This is a genomic window from Streptomyces sp. NPDC086519 (assembly GCF_040686075.1).
Lineage (GTDB): Bacteria > Actinomycetota > Actinomycetes > Streptomycetales > Streptomycetaceae > Streptomyces > Streptomyces shenzhenensis.
The window spans coordinates 270609-287739 of the sequence record NZ_JBFBJL010000002.1 but is presented as its reverse complement, the minus strand read 5'-3'; the positions used below and the strand labels follow the sequence as shown (position 1 = coordinate 287739).

The following is a 17131-nucleotide window of genomic DNA, read 5'->3' as shown; positions in this document are numbered from 1 at the left end:
GACCCGGGGCGCCGCACGGAGCCCCCGGCCGGTTTCACCCCACCAGCCCCAACTCCCGCGCGATAAGCATCCGCTGCACCTCGCTCGTCCCCTCGCCGATCTCCAGGATCTTGGAGTCGCGCCACATGCGGGCCACCGGGTACTCGTTCATGAAGCCGTAGCCGCCGTGGATCTGGGTGGCGTCGCGGGCGTTGTCGACCGCGACGGTGGAGGAGTGGAGCTTGGCGAGGGCCGCTTCCTTCTTGAAGGGCTCGCCGGCGACCAGCCGGGAGGCGGCGTCGCGCCAGGCGAGGCGGGCGGTGTGGGCCTTCATCTCCATGTCGGCGATCTTGAACTGGATGGCCTGGTTGGCGCCGATGGGGCGGCCGAAGGCGTGGCGTTCCTTCGCGTACTTGACGGACTCGTCCACGCAGCCCTGGGCCAGGCCGGTGGCCAGGGCCGCGATGGCGATGCGGCCCTCGTCGAGGATGCGGAGGAACTGGGCGTAGCCGCGGCCCTCCGCGCCGAGCAGGTTGGCGGCGGGGACCCGGACGTCGGCGAAGGACAGCTCGCGGGTGTCGGAGGCGTTCCAGCCGACCTTGGAGTAGGGGGCGGCGACCGTGAAGCCGGGGGTTCCGGAGGGGACGATGATCGACGAGATCTGCGGCTTGCCGTCGGGCTTGCGGCCGGTCACCGCGGTGACGGTGACCAGACCCGTGATGTCCGTCCCCGAGTTGGTGATGAAGCACTTGCTGCCGTTGATCACCCACTCGTCGGTGGCGGGGTCGAGCCGGGCCGTCGTACGGGTCGCGCCCGCGTCGCTGCCGCCGTCGGGCTCCGTGAGGCCGAAGGCGCCGAGGAGCTCGCCGGAGCAGAGGCGGGGGAGCCATTCGCGCTTCTGGGCGTCGGTGCCGAACAGGTGGATGGGCATCGCGCCCAGGGAGACTCCGGCTTCGAGCGTGATCGCCACCGACGAGTCGACGCGGGCCAGCTCCTCCAGGGCGATGCCGAGGGCCAGGTAGTCGCCGCCCATCCCGCCGTACTCCTCGGGGAACGGCAGTCCGAACAGGCCCATCCGGCCCATCTCGCGGACGATCTCGTACGGGAACTCGTGCCGCTCGTAGAAGTCGCCGATCTTCGGCGCCACGACGTCGTGCGCGAACTCCTCCACCGTACGGCGGAGTTCTTCCAGTTCGGGGGAGAGGCGGTGGTCCATGGTCGTCACTCCTGGTGGGAGAGGGCGCGGACGGTACGGGACGGGCTGGGTCGGCCCAGCTGTTCGGCCATCCACACGCTGGTGGCGGTCAGGCGGCCGAGGTCGACTCCGGTCTCGACGCCGAGGCCCTGGAGCATCCAGACCAGGTCCTCGGTGGCGAGGTTGCCGGTGGCGGACTTCGCGTACGGGCAGCCGCCGAGCCCGCCGGCGGACGCGTCGACCGTCGTCACGCCGTGTTGCAGGGCCGCGTAGGTGTTGGCGAGCGCCTGGCCGTAGGTGTCGTGGAAGTGCACGCCGACGACGTTCGTCGGCACGCCCTCCTCGTTCAGCAGGGAGAGGAGTTCCAGGACGTGGCCGGGGGTGGCCACGCCGATCGTGTCGCCCAGGCTCAGCTCGTCGCAGCCCATGTCGCGCAGCGCCTTGCAGATCCGGACGACCTGGTGGAGCGGGACGGCGCCCTCCCAGGGGTCGCCGAAGCACATCGAGACGTACCCGCGGACGTGCACGTCGGCGTCCTTGGCCTGCCGGACGACCGGGTCGAAGACGGCCAGGGACTCGTCCAGGGAGCGGTTGAGGTTGGCCTTGGCGAAGGACTCGGTCGCGCTGGCGAAGACGGCGACCCGCCGGGCGCCGAGGCCGAGGGCGCGGTCCAGGCCGCGCTGGTTGGGGACCAGGACGGGGAGCGAGACGCCCCGGAGGCCGGCGAGCTGGGGGAACAGGTCCTCCGCGTCGGCCAGTTGGGGCACCCACTTCGGGTGGACGAAGCTCGTCGCCTCGATCGTGGTCAGGCCCGCGTCGGCCAGGCGGTGGACGAACTCCGCCTTCACCGACGTCGGTACGGTCGTCTTCTCGTTCTGCAGGCCGTCGCGCGCGCCGACCTCGTGGATCCGGACGCGGGCCGGGAGGCCGGGCGCCGGTACGACCATGGGGAGTGTCACTGGCCCTCCTCTGCCGGGGTGATCACGGCCAGCACCTGGTCCATGGCGACCGTGGCACCCGGTTTCACGTCGAGTTCGGCGACCGTGCCGGCGTGCGGGGCGGAGATGACGTGCTCCATCTTCATCGCCTCCACCACCAGCAGGCTCTGCCCGGCGGTGACCTCGTCCCCGACGGCGACCTTCACGACGGTCACCGTGCCCGGCATCGGCGCGGTGAGGGAGTCGGCCCCCGCGTGCCCCACACCCGTGAGGGACGCGGCGACCGGGTCGTGGTCGCGGACCTGCCAGGCGTCGCCGTCGCGGCCGATCCAGTCGGCGGCGCGGTGGAAGGTGTGCCGGACGCCGTCCAGCACCACCGACACGCGGTCGGCGGTGACGGTGTGCGTGCCGCGCGGGGCGTACTCCACCGGGTCCTGCACCCGGAGGTGGAAGCCGACGGGCTTGGCGGCACCGCCGAGGCGCCAGCCGCTGGGCAGGGAGAAGGGGTCCGTCCAGCCTCCGTCCGCGACCGGCCGCAGCGCCTCCAGCCGTACGGCCGCCGCCGCCTCGTACACCTCGTCCGGTACGTCCGTGGCGACCAGGTCGTCCACCACCCGCTCGACCAGGCCGGTGTCCAGCTCGCCCGCCACCACCGCCGGGTGGCCCAGCAGACGGCGCAGGAAACCGGCGTTGGTCTGCACGCCGAGGGTGACCGTCTCCGCGAGGGCCTGGCGCAGCTTGCGCAGCGCGGTCGCGCGGTCCGGGCCGTACGCGATCACCTTGGACAGCATCGGGTCGTAGCGGCTGCCGACCTCGGAGCCCTCGCTGAGCCCGGAGTCGGTGCGCACGCCGTCGCCCTGTGGTTCCCGCAGCAGCAGCACGGTGCCGCCGGTGGGCAGGAAGCCGCGTGCCGGGTCCTCGGCGCAGATCCGGGCCTCGACGGCGTGGCCGGTGAGCGTGACGTCGCCCTGGCCGAAGGACAGCCGCTCGCCGGCCGCCACCCGCAGCTGCCACTCCACCAGGTCCAGACCCGTGATCAGTTCGGTGACCGGGTGCTCCACCTGGAGGCGGGTGTTCATCTCCATGAAGTAGAACGACGCGACGGGGGGTGCGGGGGGTGTCCCCTCGACAGGCACAGTGCCGCCCGGCACGATGAACTCCACCGTGCCCGCGCCGACGTACCCGCACGAGCGCGCCGCCTGGACCGCCGCCGCGCCCATCGCGGCCCGCGTCGCCTCGTCCAGCAGGACCGAGGGCGCCTCCTCGACGACCTTCTGGTGCCGGCGCTGCAGCGAGCACTCGCGTTCGCCGAGGTGGACGACGTTGCCGTGGGCGTCGGCCAGGACCTGGATCTCGATGTGCCGGGGGCGGTCGATCCACCGCTCGACGAGGAGGGTGTCGTCGCCGAAGGAGGCGCGGGCCTCGCGGCGGGCGGCGGCGATCTCGTCGTCCAGGACTCCCAGGTCCCGGACCAGCCGCATGCCCTTGCCACCGCCGCCGGCCGAGGGCTTGAGGAGTACGGGGGCGCCCAGTTCGCGCGCGGCGACCGCCAGGTCGGGGTCACGGCCGCCGGGCACCACCGGCACCCCGGCCGCCGCCACCGTCTCCTTGGCGCGGATCTTGTCGCCCATCAGCGCGATCGCGGCCGCGGGCGGCCCGATGAAGACCAGCCCGGCCTCCTCGCACGCCCGCGCGAAGGCCGCGTTCTCGGCGAGGAAGCCGTAGCCCGGGTGGACGGCCTGCGCCCCGCCGCGGGCGGCCGCCTCCAGCAGCCGTGGCACGGACAGATAGCTCTCGGCCGCCGGCGCCGGACCGATCCGGACCGCGGTGTCGGCCTCGCGGACGTGCCGCGCGTCCGCGTCGGCGTCGGAGTACACGGCCACCGAGCGGACGCCCAGCGAGCGGAGCGTGCGGATGACCCGGACGGCGATCTCGCCCCGGTTGGCCACGAGTACGGTGTCGAACACGAGTCCCCTCCTCACATCCGGAAGACGCCGAACTGGGGCTCGCCCAGCGGCGCGTTGCCACAGGCCGTCAGGGCCAGTCCCAGCACCTGCCGGGTGTCGAGGGGGTCGATGACCCCGTCGTCCCAGAGGCGGGCGGTCGCGTAGTAGGCGTTGCCCTGGCGCTCGTACTGGGCGCGGACGGGTGCCTTGAAGGCCTCCTCGTCCTCGGCCGGCCAGGACTCTCCCCGGGCCTCCAGCTGGTCCCGCTTGACGGTCGCCAGCACCGACGCGGCCTGTTCGCCGCCCATCACCGAGATCTTGGCGTTGGGCCACATCCACAGGAAGCGCGGGGAGTAGGCCCGGCCGCACATGGAGTAGTTCCCGGCGCCGTACGACCCGCCGACCACCACCGTCAGCTTGGGCACCCGTGTGCAGGCCACGGCCGTCACCATCTTCGCGCCGTGCTTGGCGATGCCGCCGGCCTCGTAGTCCTTGCCGACCATGAAGCCGGAGATGTTCTGCAGGAACACCAGCGGGATGCCGCGCTGGTCGCACAGCTCGATGAAGTGGGCGCCCTTCTGGGCGGACTCGGAGAAGAGGATGCCGTTGTTGGCGACGATGCCCACCGGGTGGCCGTGGATGCGGGCGAAGCCGGTGACGAGGGTCTGCCCGAACTCGGCCTTGAACTCGGCGAACCGGGAGCCGTCGACGACGCGGGCGATGATCTCGCGGACGTCGTAGGGGGTGCGGGAGTCGACGGGGACGGCGCCGTAGAGGCCGTGGGGGTCGGCCTTGGGCTCGGTGACGGGCGCGACCTCCCAGGGAAGCGCGCGCCGGGCCGGCAGTGTGGCGACGATGTTCCGGACGATGCGCAGGGCGTGCGCGTCGTCCTCGGCGAGGTGGTCGGTGACACCGGAGATCCGGGAGTGGACCTCGCCGCCGCCCAGCTCCTCGGCGGTGACGACCTCGCCGGTGGCCGCCTTCACCAGCGGGGGGCCGCCGAGGAAGATCGTCCCCTGGTTGCGGACGATGACCGCCTCGTCGCTCATGGCCGGGACGTACGCGCCGCCGGCCGTGCACGAGCCGAGCACGGCGGCGATCTGCGGGATGCCCGCCCCGGACATCCGGGCCTGGTTGTAGAAGATCCGGCCGAAGTGGTCGCGGTCCGGGAAGACCTCGTCCTGCATGGGCAGGAAGGCGCCGCCGGAGTCGACCAGGTACACGCACGGCAGGCGGTTGTCGAGGGCGACCTCCTGCGCGCGCAGGTGCTTCTTCACGGTCATCGGGTAGTACGTGCCGCCCTTGACCGTGGCGTCGTTGGCGACGATCACGCATTCGCGCCCGCCGACCCGGCCGATCCCGGCGATCACGCCCGCCGCCGGGGCCGCCCCGTCGTACATCCCGTCGGCGGCCAGGGGGGCCAGCTCCAGGAAGGGGGAGCCGGGGTCGAGGAGGGTGTCCACCCGGTCCCGGGGCAGCAGCTTGCCGCGTGCGGTGTGCCGGGCCCGCGCCTTCTCACCGCCGCCCAGCGCGGCCGCGGCGAGCTTGGCGCGCAGCTCCTCGACGAGGACGCGGTGCGCCTCCTCGTTGGCCCGAAAGGCCTCCGACGCGGGGTCTGCCGCGCTCGTCAGCTCCGGCGCCTGGTCCATGCCGCGATCCCCTCACCTTGTTAATGAGCGTTAACGCATTGCCTACAGGTTAACGACCGCTAACCTGCCTGTCTAGAATTGTTTTCATGGTCACGAGAACCGACGTCCCGAGCCGTCGCGAGCAGATCCTCAAGGAGGCCGCCCGGCTGTTCGCCGAGCGCGGCTTCCACGGCGTCGGCGTGGACGAGATAGGGGCCGCGGTCGGCATCAGCGGGCCCGGTCTCTACCGGCACTTCGCGGGCAAGGACGCGATGCTCGCGGAGCTGCTGGTGGGGATCAGCGGGCAGTTGCTGACGGGGGCCAGGCGCCGCCTGGCGGAGGCCGGCGGGGACACCGCGCCCTCGGCGGTCCTGGACTCCCTCATCGAGGGCCACATCGACTTCGCCCTCGACGACCGTCCACTGATCACCCTGCACGACAGGGAGCTGGACCGCTTGCGCGACAGCGACCGGAAACTGGTGCGGCAGTTGCAGCGGCAGTACGTCGAGCTGTGGGTGGAGGTGCTCCGGGGTGTCTACCCGGCCCTCCCGGAGCCCGCCGCCCGCTCGGCGGTCCACTCGGTCTTCGGCCTGCTGAACTCCACCCCCCATCTGGGCCGACCGGGTTCGCTGCCGGGCCGGGCGGCGACGGCGGTCCTGCTGCACCGGATGGCGCGGGGCGCCTTCGGCGCGGCGGCGGAGGGGGACGGCGGCTCTCCGGCGTGACGAGCGTTACCTCCTTGCTCCGCCGCACACCCTGGACCCGCCCGGCTACCCGCCGGTACCTTGGACTCTGAGCAAGCGCTTAGACATGCCGAAGTCCGTGGAGGTGGCGGCCGTGCGCCGTACGTTGTTCGACGAGGATCACGAGGCGTTCCGGGAGACCATCCGCGCCTTCATCGAGGCCGAGGTCGTACCCGTGTACGACGAGTGGTTCGCCGCTGGCCAGGCCCCGCGCGAGTTCTACTACAAGCTCGCCGAGCTCGGCGTCTTCGGAATCCGCGTCGACGAGGAGTACGGCGGCGCCGGCATCGACTCCTACAAGTTCGAGGCCGTCCTGTACGAGGAGACCGCCCGCGCGGGCGTCGCCTTCGGCGGTTCCGGCGTGCACGTGCTGCTCGGCCTGCCGTACATAAAGCTGCTGGCGACGGACGAGCAGAAGAAGCGGTACCTGCCGAAGTTCGTCTCCGGCGAGGAGATGTGGGCGATCGCGATGACCGAGCCGGGCACCGGCTCCGACCTCGCGGGCATGAAGACCACCGCCAAGCTCAGTGAGGACGGCACGCACTACGTCCTCAACGGCGCCAAGACCTTCATCACGGGTGGCGTGCACGCCGACCGGATGATCGTCTGCGCCCGTACCTCCGCGCCCACCAAGGAGGACCGCCGGCACGGCATCTCCCTCTTCGTGGTGGACACGAAGGCGGAGGGCTACTCGGTCGGCCGCAAGCTCGACAAGCTGGGCCTGAAGACCTCCGACACCGCCGAGCTGGCGTTCGTCGACGTCAAGGTGCCCGTGGAGGACCTGCTCGGCGAGGAGAACAAGGGCTTCTACTACCTCGGCCACAACCTCGCCTCCGAGCGCTGGGGCATCGCCTACGGCGCCTACGCGCAGGCCAAGGCCGCCATCCGGTTCGCCAAGCAGTACGTCCAGGACCGCGTCGTCTTCGGCCAGCCCGTCGCCGCCTTCCAGAACACCAAGTTCGAGCTGGCCGCCTGCCAGGCCGAGGTGGACGCGGCCGAGGCCGTCGTGGACCGGGCCACGGAGGCCCTCGACGCCGGTGAGCTGACCGCCGCCGAGGCCGCCAGCGCCAAGCTGTTCACCACCGAGGTCGCGCACCGCGTGATCGACCGCTGCCTCCAGCTGCACGGCGGCTACGGCTTCATGAACGAGTACCCGATCGCCCGCCTGTACGCGGACAACCGCGTCAACCGCATCTACGGCGGTACCAGCGAGATCATGAAGACGATCATCGCGAAGGACATGGGCCTGTAAGGTCCCCGCAATTACCGGCCAGTAGAAAAGGTGCCATGAACCAGGCACTAAGTGATCTCCTCGATCTGCTCGACCTGGAGCAGATCGAGGAGAACATCTTCCGCGGTCAGTCCCGGTCCGCCGTCGTCCCGCGGGTCTTCGGCGGGCAGGTCGCGGCCCAGGCGCTGGTCGCCGCGGGGCGCACCGTCCCGGCCGACCGGCACGCCCACTCCCTGCACGCGTACTTCCTGCGGCCCGGCGACCCGGGCGCGCCCATCGTCTACACCGTCGAGCGCATCCGCGACGGCCGCTCCTTCACCACCCGGCGCGCGATCGCCGTCCAGCACGGCCGGCCGATCTTCGCCCTGTCGGCCTCCTTCCAGGTGGACGAGGAGGGCCTCGACCACCAGGCCCCGATGCCCCCCGCGCCCGACCCGGCGACCCTGCCCACCTCGGCGGACCGCTTCCGCGACTACGGCCACCTCGACCCCGCTGTCGTGGAGAAGTTTCTTGAGGCCCGCGAGGCGATCGACCTGCGGTACGTCGAGGAGCCGCCGTTCGGCAAGTACGGCGAGCCGCGCGAGCCGCACAGCCAGGTGTGGTTCCGCACCAACGGCAAGCTCGACGACGACCCCCTGCTGCACGTCGTCCTCGCGACCTATGTCTCCGACATGACCCTCCTCGACTCCGTCCTGCTCGCGCACGGCCGCGGCGGCTGGGCGGTCGGGGACGTGGTGGGCGCCTCGCTCGACCACGCCATGTGGTTCCACCGGCCGTTCCGCGCCGACGAGTGGCTGCTGTACGACCAGGAGTCGCCGTCCGCGCACGGCGGCCGCGGGCTCGGCCAGGCCCGGATCTACACCCGGGACGGGTCACTGGCCATCTCCGTGATCCAGGAGGGTGTGGTCCGCGTCCCCAGGTAGCACCGGGGCACGCCCGGGCCGAACCGCGTTCCCCGCCGATCGGCCGGATGTGTCCGGCCCCCCGCTCCGTCGCCGCCGGCCCCGGAGCGGGGGGTCCAGGACCGGCTCGGGGGTCGACTTCGGGCCCGGTGAGCTCGGGCGATCACGGGTGGTGACCATCCGAGGTGCCGTCGCCTTTATGCCGAATTAAGCTCTATGAGTGAAATGCCGCACAGTGCATGTGCCGCATAGCGGACGTGCCGCGTAGCGGACGTAAGTCCGGCAGAAAGGTATTTCCCATGCGAGTACAGCGCGCGAGGCGTCTCGCCGCGATGTCCGCCGCCGGCCTGCTGCTGGCCGGTGGCGCCGCGATCGGCGCCGCGGGTACCGCCTCGGCGGCCCCCGCCTCCACTCACCAGACTGTCGTCACCGGCGGCTTCGGCTGCAACGGCTTCCGGGGCGGCTTCAACAACTGCGGTTTCCGCAGCTTCGGGTTCGTCCCCGTCGTCCCTGTCGTCCCGGTCGTGGTCGTCCCCAGCTTCGGCTTCGGCGGCTTCGGCGGCTTCGGCGGCTTCAACGGCTTCGGGTTCGGCTGAGCCGGCCGGGCGTCAACACACCAGGAACTGAGGGTCTAGGGTCAGGCCACGATGTGCGGCTCCCGTGTCCGGGGGCCGCACATCGGTCTGTCAGGCCAGCCCCGCCTCGGCCAGCAGATACGCGGTCAACGGGTCGTAGTACCGCGGGCTGAGCACATGGTCGTCGAGCGGTACGGCCACCAGCAGGGTGCCCTCCGCCTCGGCGAGGAACAGCGCCGGGTCGTTGCAGTCGGCGTATCCGACGGAGTCCAGGCCCGCCTGCGCCGCGTAGCCCGCCCAGCCGTGGTCCGCGACGACCAGGTCCGGCAGCGGGCGCCCCTCGCGCTCGAGTCCGCCCAGGACGGCCTTCATCGGCTCCCCGGAGTGGGTGTGCCACAGCGTCGCCCCGTGCTCGAGGACCGCCACGTCGGCGAACTGCATGACGTACCCCTCGTCCGTCTGGAGCCCGTCCGGGATGACCACGATCTCGCAGCCGGCGGCACGCAGCGCGGCCGCGGTCGCCCGGTGCACGTCCAGCAGACCGCCCGGGTGACCGGTCGCGAACAGCACCCGCTGCTGCCCGTCGGCCGCCTTGCGCAGCCGGGCCGCCAGCCGGTTCAGGCCGTCCACGGTCAGCTCGGGGTCGATGGTGTCCTGGCCGTACCGGTACTCGGGATCGTCGTTCACCCCGACCCGCTCGGCCATCACGGCCAGCACGTCCTGCTCGTCACTCCAGCGGTCGCCGAGTTCCAGCCCCAGCCACCAGTTGCGCTCGCCGTTGGCCAGCTTGCGGTAGTGGAGCAGGTTGTTCTCGCGGGGTGTGGCGACATCGCCCGCGATACGGGTCTTCACGAGGTGCTCTACGAGCTCGGCGCGGCTGGGCGTCCCGGGTATCGGCATGGCTCCATTCTGGGGCAGCGGGCTGTGCGCTTCGCCCGCGTATCGCGCGCTGGGACGTGGATCACTGAGGCGGATCACTCCTGCCCCAGGGCGGAACCACGGCTCCGTCCGCACGTCGGGGCGTCGAGTCCGCGCTCGACTGTCCGGACGCCGCGCGCGCCCCGGGCACCGGCGCGCCCGAGGCCGGTGGTATGACGTCCGGGGAGCTGCTGGAGATCCCGCGCGGTCCGGCCGCGTGCGACCTCGATGGCGGCCTCGCACATCGCGTACGAACCGACCACGATCACGACCCGAAAGATTGCCGAGGCGCGTTCGAAGTGACCCACGACCACGACCTGGTGCTCCGCCCGACCGAGGCGCAGACGGCCGCAGCCCTGAACCCGCCCGCCGGCCGAAGCGGCGGGGACCTGGTCGTGGAGACCCTGGCCGGGCTCGGCGCGACCACCGTCTTCGGGCTGCCCGGCCAGCACGCGCTCGGCATGTTCGACGCGCTGCGCCGCTCCTCCCTGCGCTACGTCGGCCTGCGCGTGGAGAACAACGCGGGCTTCGCGGCGGACGCCTACGGCAGGATCACCGGCGAGGCGGCCCCGCTGCTGCTGTCGACGGGCCCGGGCGCGCTGACGTCGCTGGCCGCGCTCCAGGAGGCGGCCTCCGCCTCGGCGCCCGTGCTGGCGATCAGCAGCCAGATCCCCACCGCCGGCCTGGGCGGCGGCCGCCACGGCTATCTGCACGAACTCCCGGACCAGGCGGCCTCCTTCCGGGGCGTGGTGAAGTCGGTCCACACCGTCCGCACCCAGTCGCAGATCCCGTCCGCGCTCGCGGCGGCCTGGAAGTCGGCCCTGACGGCCCCGCACGGCCCGGTGTGGGTGGAGATCCCGCAGGACGTGCTCCTCGCCAAGACCGCGCTGCCCGTGGTGACGGCGGTGGACGCCACCCCGGACGAACTCCCCCCGCGCCCCGAACTGACGGCGGTGGCGGCCGACCTGCTCTCGCGCGCCGCCCGCCCGGCGATCATCGCCGGCGGGGGAGTGGTACGAGCGGACGCGTCCGGCAAACTCCGTCAGCTGGCCGAGAAGCTGAACGCCCCGGTCGTCACCACCTTCGGCGGCAAGGGCGCGTTCCCCTGGCACCACCCCCTGTCCCTTCAGTCCTGGCTGGAGGACCGCCACACCACGGACTTCCTGGCGGACGCCGACGTCCTGCTGGTGGTCGGCTCGGGCCTGGGCGAACTCTCCTCCAACTACCACACGTTCAGGCCGCGCGGCCGGGTCGTCCAGATCGAGGCGGACCTCGGCAAGCTGGAGTCCAACCACCCGGCACTGGGCATCCACGCGGACGCGAGGCTGGCGTTGCAGGCGTTCCTGGAGACGGTGACCCCGCGCGAGGACGACAGCGCGGCGGACCGGGTACGAGACCTGCTCTCGCGCGTCTCGGAACGCATCACCGCCCAGGAACTCACCCTGGAACAGGACGTGCTGGCGTCGGTCCGCCGCGCCCTGCCCGCCGGCTCCCCGTCCTTCTGGGACATGACGATCCTCACGTACTGGGCGTGGTCCGCGTTCGACGCACAGGCGCCGAACCTCATGCACTCCGCCCAGGGCGCCGGCGGCCTCGGCTACGGTTTCCCGGCGGCCCTCGGCGCGGCCGCCGCCGACCCCACCCGCCCGGTGCTGGCGGTCTCCGGCGACGGCGGCGCCCTGTACTCCGTCGCCGAGCTGGCGACGGCGAGGCAGCACCGGCTCCCGGTCACCTGGCTGATCGTCGACGACGGCGGCTACGGCATCCTCCGCGAGTACATGACCGACGCGTTCGGCGAGGCCACGGCGACCGAACTGACCCGCCCCGACTACGTGGCGCTGGCCGAGTCCTTCGGCGTCCCGGGCGTCCGCACGACCCCGCAGACCCTGGAGACCGACCTGGCGAGGGCCCTCGCCGCACCGGGCCCCTCGGTGGTCGTACTCCCGGCACTGCTACGGATGTTCGCGCCGACGCACCTCGGCTAGGGAGGCTGTCAGAGACAGCCCCTACCGCGCCCGCATGACGCATGGGATACGCCGGCCCCTGCCGTCCCGGGCCCGACCCCGGCCAGCCGTGATTCAGCAGGCCCCCGGCCCCACCCCGTCGATGCGGCCGCCGAAGTCGCCGCCGTACTGGGAGCGCCAGTCGCCGTTGTAGACGTCGCGCTTCTCGACCGGGGACCAGTTGACGAAGCAGGCGCGGGTGGAGGCGACGAAGGAGCCGACGTTGTCGTGGAGGTTCGGCGGCATGTCGCGGTAGCCGCTGCGGGACGTCCACTCCCAGTAGTCGCCGCCGAAGCCCTCTCCGCTCCAGAAGCACACCGAGCCGTCGGGGCAGGAGGGGGCCTCGGCCGCGTGGGCGGAGGCGCTCTGGGCGGGGACGACGAGCGCGGTCAGGGCGAGGGCGGCGGCGAGGGACCAGGTGCGAAGCTTCACGGGACTCTCCGGAAAAGGGAGTTGAGGGCACCCCGGCGGAACTGCCGGGGTGCCCTCCATGCTGCTGGGCGGTCACGCGGACACGCCCGAGCCCAAGATCGACTTCACCTGTGTGAGGGAAGTAGTAGGACTGGCCCGGACGGCGCCTACCAGATCGCGTCGACCCACTCGGGGTGGTCGATGAACGGGTTCCGGTTGTGCTGGTAGGTGGTGTAGATGACGTCGTTGCGGTTCTCCTCGAAGGAGTCCGGCGGGTCCTCGTCGTTCCACTGCTTCAGGACCGAGAGCTTGCCGATGTAGGGGGTGGAGCCGTTGTTGACCTTGTCGTCGGGCTCCAGGTCGGCGAATCCGTCGTCGCCCTCGTAGCGCACGGCCATGTAGAGGATCATGCGGGCCACGTCGCCCTTGACCGCGTCGCGCGGCTCGAAGGAGTCCGAGTCGACCTTGCTGCCGCCGCTGTTGGTGAAGGTGGAGCCGCCCTCGTCGAAGTCGAGGTTGCCGCGCTTGCCGTTGACCGCCACGTCCTCGGGCCGGATGTGGTGCAGGTCCGTGCCCGGGCCGGTGGACGTGGTGAGGTCGCCGTGCGAGATCGCCCACACGTGCTCGCGGTTCCAGTCGCCGCCGGCACCGCCGTTGAGGGACTTGCTGCGCGAGATGCCCGAGTACAGCAGGATCACGTTGCTGCTGTTGTTCGGGTCCTGGTCGGTCTTCTTCAGGGCGTCCCACAGCGCCGAGTACGACAGCTTGGTGACGTTCGCGCTGATGATCGTGTGCAGGGACGACTTGAGGCTCGTACCCGTCTTGCCGATCGCGTTCTTGTAGTACGTCGAGTCGTACGCGGTCGTGGTGGCGGCGGCCGGGGTCGCCGTCAGTGCCGGGGCGGTGAGGCCCACCAGGACGGCGGCGGTCGTCAGGGCCACTGACTTCCAGCGCCGGATGTGTGTCGCCAGCATAAAGAGTTTCCCATCTACGCGGGTTGACGAGGCGGCAAGAAGGAGAGTGACATGAACATGAGGACGTGCAGGTAAACGGGACGTAAAAAGAGGCCCCCGGCCGTGTGGCCGGGGGCTTCTTCGGGTGTCGGACCGCGTCAGCCGACGTCCGACGGGTCCAGCCGGTAGAGCGTCGAGGTGGTGCTCTGCGACGAGGAGGACGAGGAGGACGAGGACGAGGAGCTGGACTTCGAGCTCGACGTCGAGCCGCTCGTCGTGCTCTTGCTGTACGCGCTCTCCTTCACCGCCGTGCCGTACTTCTGCACCCAGGCGGTCACCGCGGAGCTGACGCTGTTGCTGCCGCCCATGCCACCGCCCATGCCGCTGCCGCCGACCTGGATGTAGTGCAGCTTGCCCGCCTTGACCAGTTCCTTGAGCTTGGCGACGGTCATCGCGTTGTCGGATCCGGTGAAGCCCCACATGGAGATCACGGGTTCCTGCGCACTCAGCTCGATCTGCGCGGCGGACTGCGAGTTGGAGACGGCCAGCAGCCAGGTGGCGCCGTCCTGGTGCTTCTTCAGATAGGCGATCAGGTCGCTGTCGACACCGCCGCCCATGCCACCGCCGCCGCCGAAGCCGCCGCCCATACGCCCGGTGCCGGTACCGCCGCCGGGCATCTCGCCGGTCCCGCCGGGAAGTTCGCCGTTGCCGCCACCATTCGGCAGCTCGCCGGTCCCGCCGGGAGCCTGGCCGGGCATGCCGCCGCCCGGCGCCTCGCCGTTCGTGCCGCCCGGGAAGCCGCCGCCCGTCTCGCCGCCGGCCTGGCTGTTCCCCTGCTGCCCGCCCGGCAGCTCGCCGCCGCCCGGGAAACCGCCCCGGTTGCCGCCGCCGCCCGGTCCGCCGCCGAAGCCGGAGCCCGTGGAGGGGCCCGCCGTCGGGTTCGTACCGCCCATGCCGCCGCCGGCAGAGCTGCCGAACGGCTCCGCCACCGCGTACGCCGTCGGACCCGCGAGGGCCGCGACCACCGCCACCGCCAGGGAGGCCGTCAGCAGCCGGACCTTGTGCGAGCGGAAGAGGATCATGCCCACGATGCCGGCCGCGGTCAGCACGCCGATCGTCGGCCACAGCCAGGTGTTCCAGCCGGAGGCCCGGCGCAGCAGCACGATCGCCCAGATGCCGGTGACGCCGAAGGCGAGCGGAAGGACCCAGATCCATCGCTTGTCGGTGCGGAAGGCCCGCACCAGCATCGTGCCACCGCCGCCGCACAGCACCGCGATGCCGGGAGCGAGCGCGGTCGTGTAGTACGGGTGCATCGTGCCCTGCGCGGTCGCGAAGATCACGTAGTGCAGCAGGGTCCAGCCGCCCCAGAGGACCAGGGCCATCCGCCTCAGGTCGGTGCGTGGGGCGCGACCGCACAGCACCAGGCCGCCCACCAGGGCGATCGCGGAGAAGGGAAGGAGCCAGGAGATCTGGCCGCCGAGGACGTCGTTGAACATCCGGCCGAGGCCCGCCGAACCGGAGAAGCTGGCGCCCCCGCCCCCGCCGCCGCCGTTGCCCTCGCCGCCGAAGACGCGGCCGAGACCGTCGTAGCCCATGATCAGGTCCCAGGCGGAGCCGTCCGTGGAACCGCCGATGTACGGCCGGTCCGAGGCCGGGACCAGGGAGACCGCGATCGCCCACCAGAAGCTGGAGACGGCCAGCACGACGGCGGCCAGCAGCAGGTTGACGGCGCGCTTGGCCCAGGTGGCCTTCGACGCGTACAGGTAGAGCGCGAAGACGGCCGGGAGCGCGATCCAGCCCGCGAGCAGCTTGGTGTTGAAGGCGAGACCGAAGCACGCCGCCGAACCGAGCAGGGGCAGCAGCTTGTCGTCACGGGTGGCGCGGAACGCGAGCGCCGCGCCCGACACCATCAGGAACACCAGGATCGTGTCGGGGTTGTTGTCGCGGTTGATGGCGACCGTGATCGGGGTCAGCGCCAGCACCAGCGCGGCGACCGCCGCCGCGCCGTGCCCCCACACCCGCTTCACCGTCGAGTGCAGGATCCAGATCGTGGCGAGCGCGAGCACGACCTCGGGCGCCATCATCTGCCAGGTGCCGAAGCCGAAGACGCGGCACGACAGGCCCATGACCATGAGAGCGAACGGCGGTTTGTCGACGGTCAGGAAGTTGCCCGGGTCCAGCGACCCGAAGAACCAGGCCTTCCAGCTCTTCGTGCCGGCCCAGATGGCACCGCTGTAGAAGGTGTTGAGGTCGGAGCCGGAGAGGTTCCAGGAGTAGAGCACCGCCGCCAGGATCAGGATCGCGATCAACGCGGGGAGCGACCAGCGCGGTGCCCTGTCCGGCAGGGCGGCCGCGGGGACGGCCGTGGGGGGCGCCGCGGAGGACGCCGTGGGCGGGCCCCAGTCGGGGGACACGGGCGTGTGGGGGACGGGATCGGTGGCAGATGTCACCACGCCACCATGCGGGCAGCCGATGGGTGAGGGCTGTGCCGATCCTGGGCGCACGCTGTGGGTGGGTGAGATACCGGTAAGAGGGCGGCCGGTGCGGCCGCCCTCCGAGACCGGTGCGGCCGCCCGCGGCACCGCCGCGGGGGCCGTGGCCGGTGTGCCGCCGCGTCAGCGGACGCGGACCGACAGCCGGTAGAACCGCGTCGTCTGTACGGCGTTCTGGTTGTCGTCGCTGACCAGCAGGACCTTGTACGCGCCCTTCGCGCGGCCGGTGACGACCATGCCCTCGATGTTGTCCAGGACGGGGTTGGGCTGCGGCTGCTTGGCCGTGGCGCCCAGCGACGGGCAGCTCGCGATGTCCGTGAGCAGGGTCTTCCTGACCAGCCGTACGCCGGCCTGCCCGGTGAGGTTCTCGATGCCGCTGGTGTCCGTGGCGTGCCGCGGGTCGGCCAGGAAGAGGCGGACGGCGTTGCCGACACCGGAGGTGAAGCCGCGTTCCAGGACGAGGAGACGGCCGTCGGGCAGCGCCTGCACCTCGGGAACGCCGAGGGTCGGGTCGTCGGTGCGGTAGGCGTACTGGGCCGACGGCTCGAAGTGGTCGCCCTTGGTGCGCTGCCAGGTCTGGAAGCGGACGATCCCAGCGGTGTCGCCGGAGATGGCGTACTCCATCGACGCCAGCAGGGTGCGGCCGCCGTTCAGGAGGGTCAGGCCCTCGAAGGTCTGGTTGGTGGTGGCCCGCCCGGCCGGGGAGACCAGGAGGGACGGGGGCACGGGGAGGCGGTCCAGGATCTTGCCGTCCACCGAGTAGCGGCGGATGGACGGTTCGGTCTCGGAGGTGATCAGGCGGGTGCCGTCCCGGTCCACGACCAGGCCCTCGGAGTCGAGCACGGCGCCGTTCTCGTCGGCGAGCCCGACGACCTTCTTCGGCGCGAGGGTCTGCGCGTCCAGGTCGAAGAGGTAGGACCGGTCGGCGAGGGCGGCGAGGGAGCCGTCCTGGTCCACCGCGAGCGCGGAGAGGTTGCCGACGAAATAGCCGCCGAAGGTCGTCTTGTCGAGGGCGTCGGAGAAGCCGTCGAGGGAGACCGAGGGCGAACAGGCGTGGGCGGCGGCGGTGTTGGCCACGGCGGTGCCGGTCGCGACGGCGTTGGCGGATCCGGCGGCGGACAGACAGGTGGCCGCCGCCAGGCCGGCGGTGACGGTGGCGAGTACGGTTCGCAGGCGCATGGCGATCACCGTAGGGGGGATCGGTGGCGGAGTGGAGG

14 protein-coding genes and 1 pseudogene are annotated in these 17131 nt (G+C 71.7%); 6 read left to right on the top strand and 9 right to left on the bottom strand.

Annotation, left to right across the window (positions count from 1 at the left end; all coding sequences use genetic code 11):
• Positions 1-34: 34 nt before the first annotated feature.
• The 4 genes from AB0P24_RS03555 to AB0P24_RS03540 are packed head-to-tail and all read right to left on the bottom strand — an operon-like array spanning position 35 to position 5707.
• A complete protein-coding gene (locus AB0P24_RS03555) occupies positions 35-1195 on the bottom strand; it encodes an acyl-CoA dehydrogenase family protein (RefSeq protein ID WP_365790516.1) in 1161 nt (386 codons plus the stop codon).
• A gap of 5 nt (positions 1196-1200) precedes the next feature.
• Positions 1201-2121: a hydroxymethylglutaryl-CoA lyase gene (locus tag AB0P24_RS03550; protein ID WP_365790675.1), complete on the bottom strand. Its 921-nt coding sequence runs from the start codon at positions 2119-2121 to the stop codon at positions 1201-1203.
• 8 nt (positions 2122-2129) lie between these two features.
• Entirely contained in the window at positions 2130-4079 is a 1950-nt protein-coding gene (locus AB0P24_RS03545) for a biotin carboxylase N-terminal domain-containing protein (RefSeq protein WP_365790515.1), read from the bottom strand.
• 11 nt (positions 4080-4090) lie between these two features.
• Entirely contained in the window at positions 4091-5707 is a 1617-nt protein-coding gene (locus AB0P24_RS03540; protein WP_365790514.1) for a carboxyl transferase domain-containing protein, read from the bottom strand.
• Between the two features lie 86 nt (positions 5708-5793).
• On the opposite strand from AB0P24_RS03540, the gene AB0P24_RS03535 reads away from it, so the two are divergent.
• From AB0P24_RS03535 to AB0P24_RS03520, 4 genes are all read left to right on the top strand, one after another.
• Positions 5794-6411, top strand: coding sequence for a TetR/AcrR family transcriptional regulator (locus AB0P24_RS03535; RefSeq protein WP_365790513.1), 618 nt, complete (start codon positions 5794-5796; stop codon positions 6409-6411).
• Positions 6412-6523: 112 nt separating this feature from the next.
• On the top strand, positions 6524-7681 hold the full coding sequence (locus AB0P24_RS03530; protein ID WP_365790674.1) for an acyl-CoA dehydrogenase family protein: 1158 nt from the start codon (positions 6524-6526) through the stop codon (positions 7679-7681).
• Between the two features lie 35 nt (positions 7682-7716).
• Positions 7717-8583, top strand: coding sequence for an acyl-CoA thioesterase II (locus AB0P24_RS03525; protein WP_365790512.1), 867 nt, complete (start codon positions 7717-7719; stop codon positions 8581-8583).
• Positions 8584-8861: 278 nt separating this feature from the next.
• Positions 8862-9158, top strand: coding sequence for a hypothetical protein (locus tag AB0P24_RS03520; protein ID WP_365790511.1), 297 nt, complete (start codon positions 8862-8864; stop codon positions 9156-9158).
• A 90-nt stretch (positions 9159-9248) separates the two neighbouring features.
• Here the strand turns inward: AB0P24_RS03520 and AB0P24_RS03515 are convergent, their stop codons facing one another.
• Positions 9249-10037, bottom strand: a complete 789-nt coding sequence (locus tag AB0P24_RS03515; RefSeq protein ID WP_365790510.1) for a phosphatase — start codon at positions 10035-10037, stop codon at positions 9249-9251.
• Positions 10038-10171: 134 nt separating this feature from the next.
• Here AB0P24_RS03515 and AB0P24_RS03510 point away from each other — a divergent pair.
• Together AB0P24_RS03510 and AB0P24_RS03505 are read left to right on the top strand one after the other, a co-directional pair.
• Positions 10172-10358 (top strand): annotated as a pseudogene (locus AB0P24_RS03510) (arginase family protein); the annotation flags it as partial.
• Entirely contained in the window at positions 10355-12040 is a 1686-nt protein-coding gene (locus AB0P24_RS03505) for a thiamine pyrophosphate-binding protein (protein WP_365790509.1), read from the top strand. The pseudogene AB0P24_RS03510 and the gene AB0P24_RS03505, both read left to right, overlap by 4 nt.
• Positions 12041-12133: 93 nt before the next feature.
• Here AB0P24_RS03505 and AB0P24_RS03500 read toward each other — a convergent pair whose 3' ends face one another.
• The 4 genes from AB0P24_RS03500 to AB0P24_RS03485 all read right to left on the bottom strand — a co-directional run bounded on the left by AB0P24_RS03500 (position 12134) and on the right by AB0P24_RS03485 (position 17093).
• Positions 12134-12490, bottom strand: coding sequence for a peptidase inhibitor family I36 protein (locus tag AB0P24_RS03500; protein WP_365790508.1), 357 nt, complete (start codon positions 12488-12490; stop codon positions 12134-12136).
• A 146-nt stretch (positions 12491-12636) separates the two neighbouring features.
• Positions 12637-13443, bottom strand: a complete 807-nt coding sequence (locus AB0P24_RS03495) for an endonuclease (protein ID WP_365790507.1) — start codon at positions 13441-13443, stop codon at positions 12637-12639.
• A 137-nt stretch (positions 13444-13580) separates the two neighbouring features.
• Positions 13581-15872, bottom strand: coding sequence for a glycosyltransferase family 39 protein (locus AB0P24_RS03490; protein WP_365790506.1), 2292 nt, complete (start codon positions 15870-15872; stop codon positions 13581-13583).
• Between the two features lie 165 nt (positions 15873-16037).
• Positions 16038-17093, bottom strand: coding sequence for an esterase-like activity of phytase family protein (locus AB0P24_RS03485; RefSeq protein WP_365790505.1), 1056 nt, complete (start codon positions 17091-17093; stop codon positions 16038-16040).
• Positions 17094-17131: the final 38 nt, after the last annotated feature.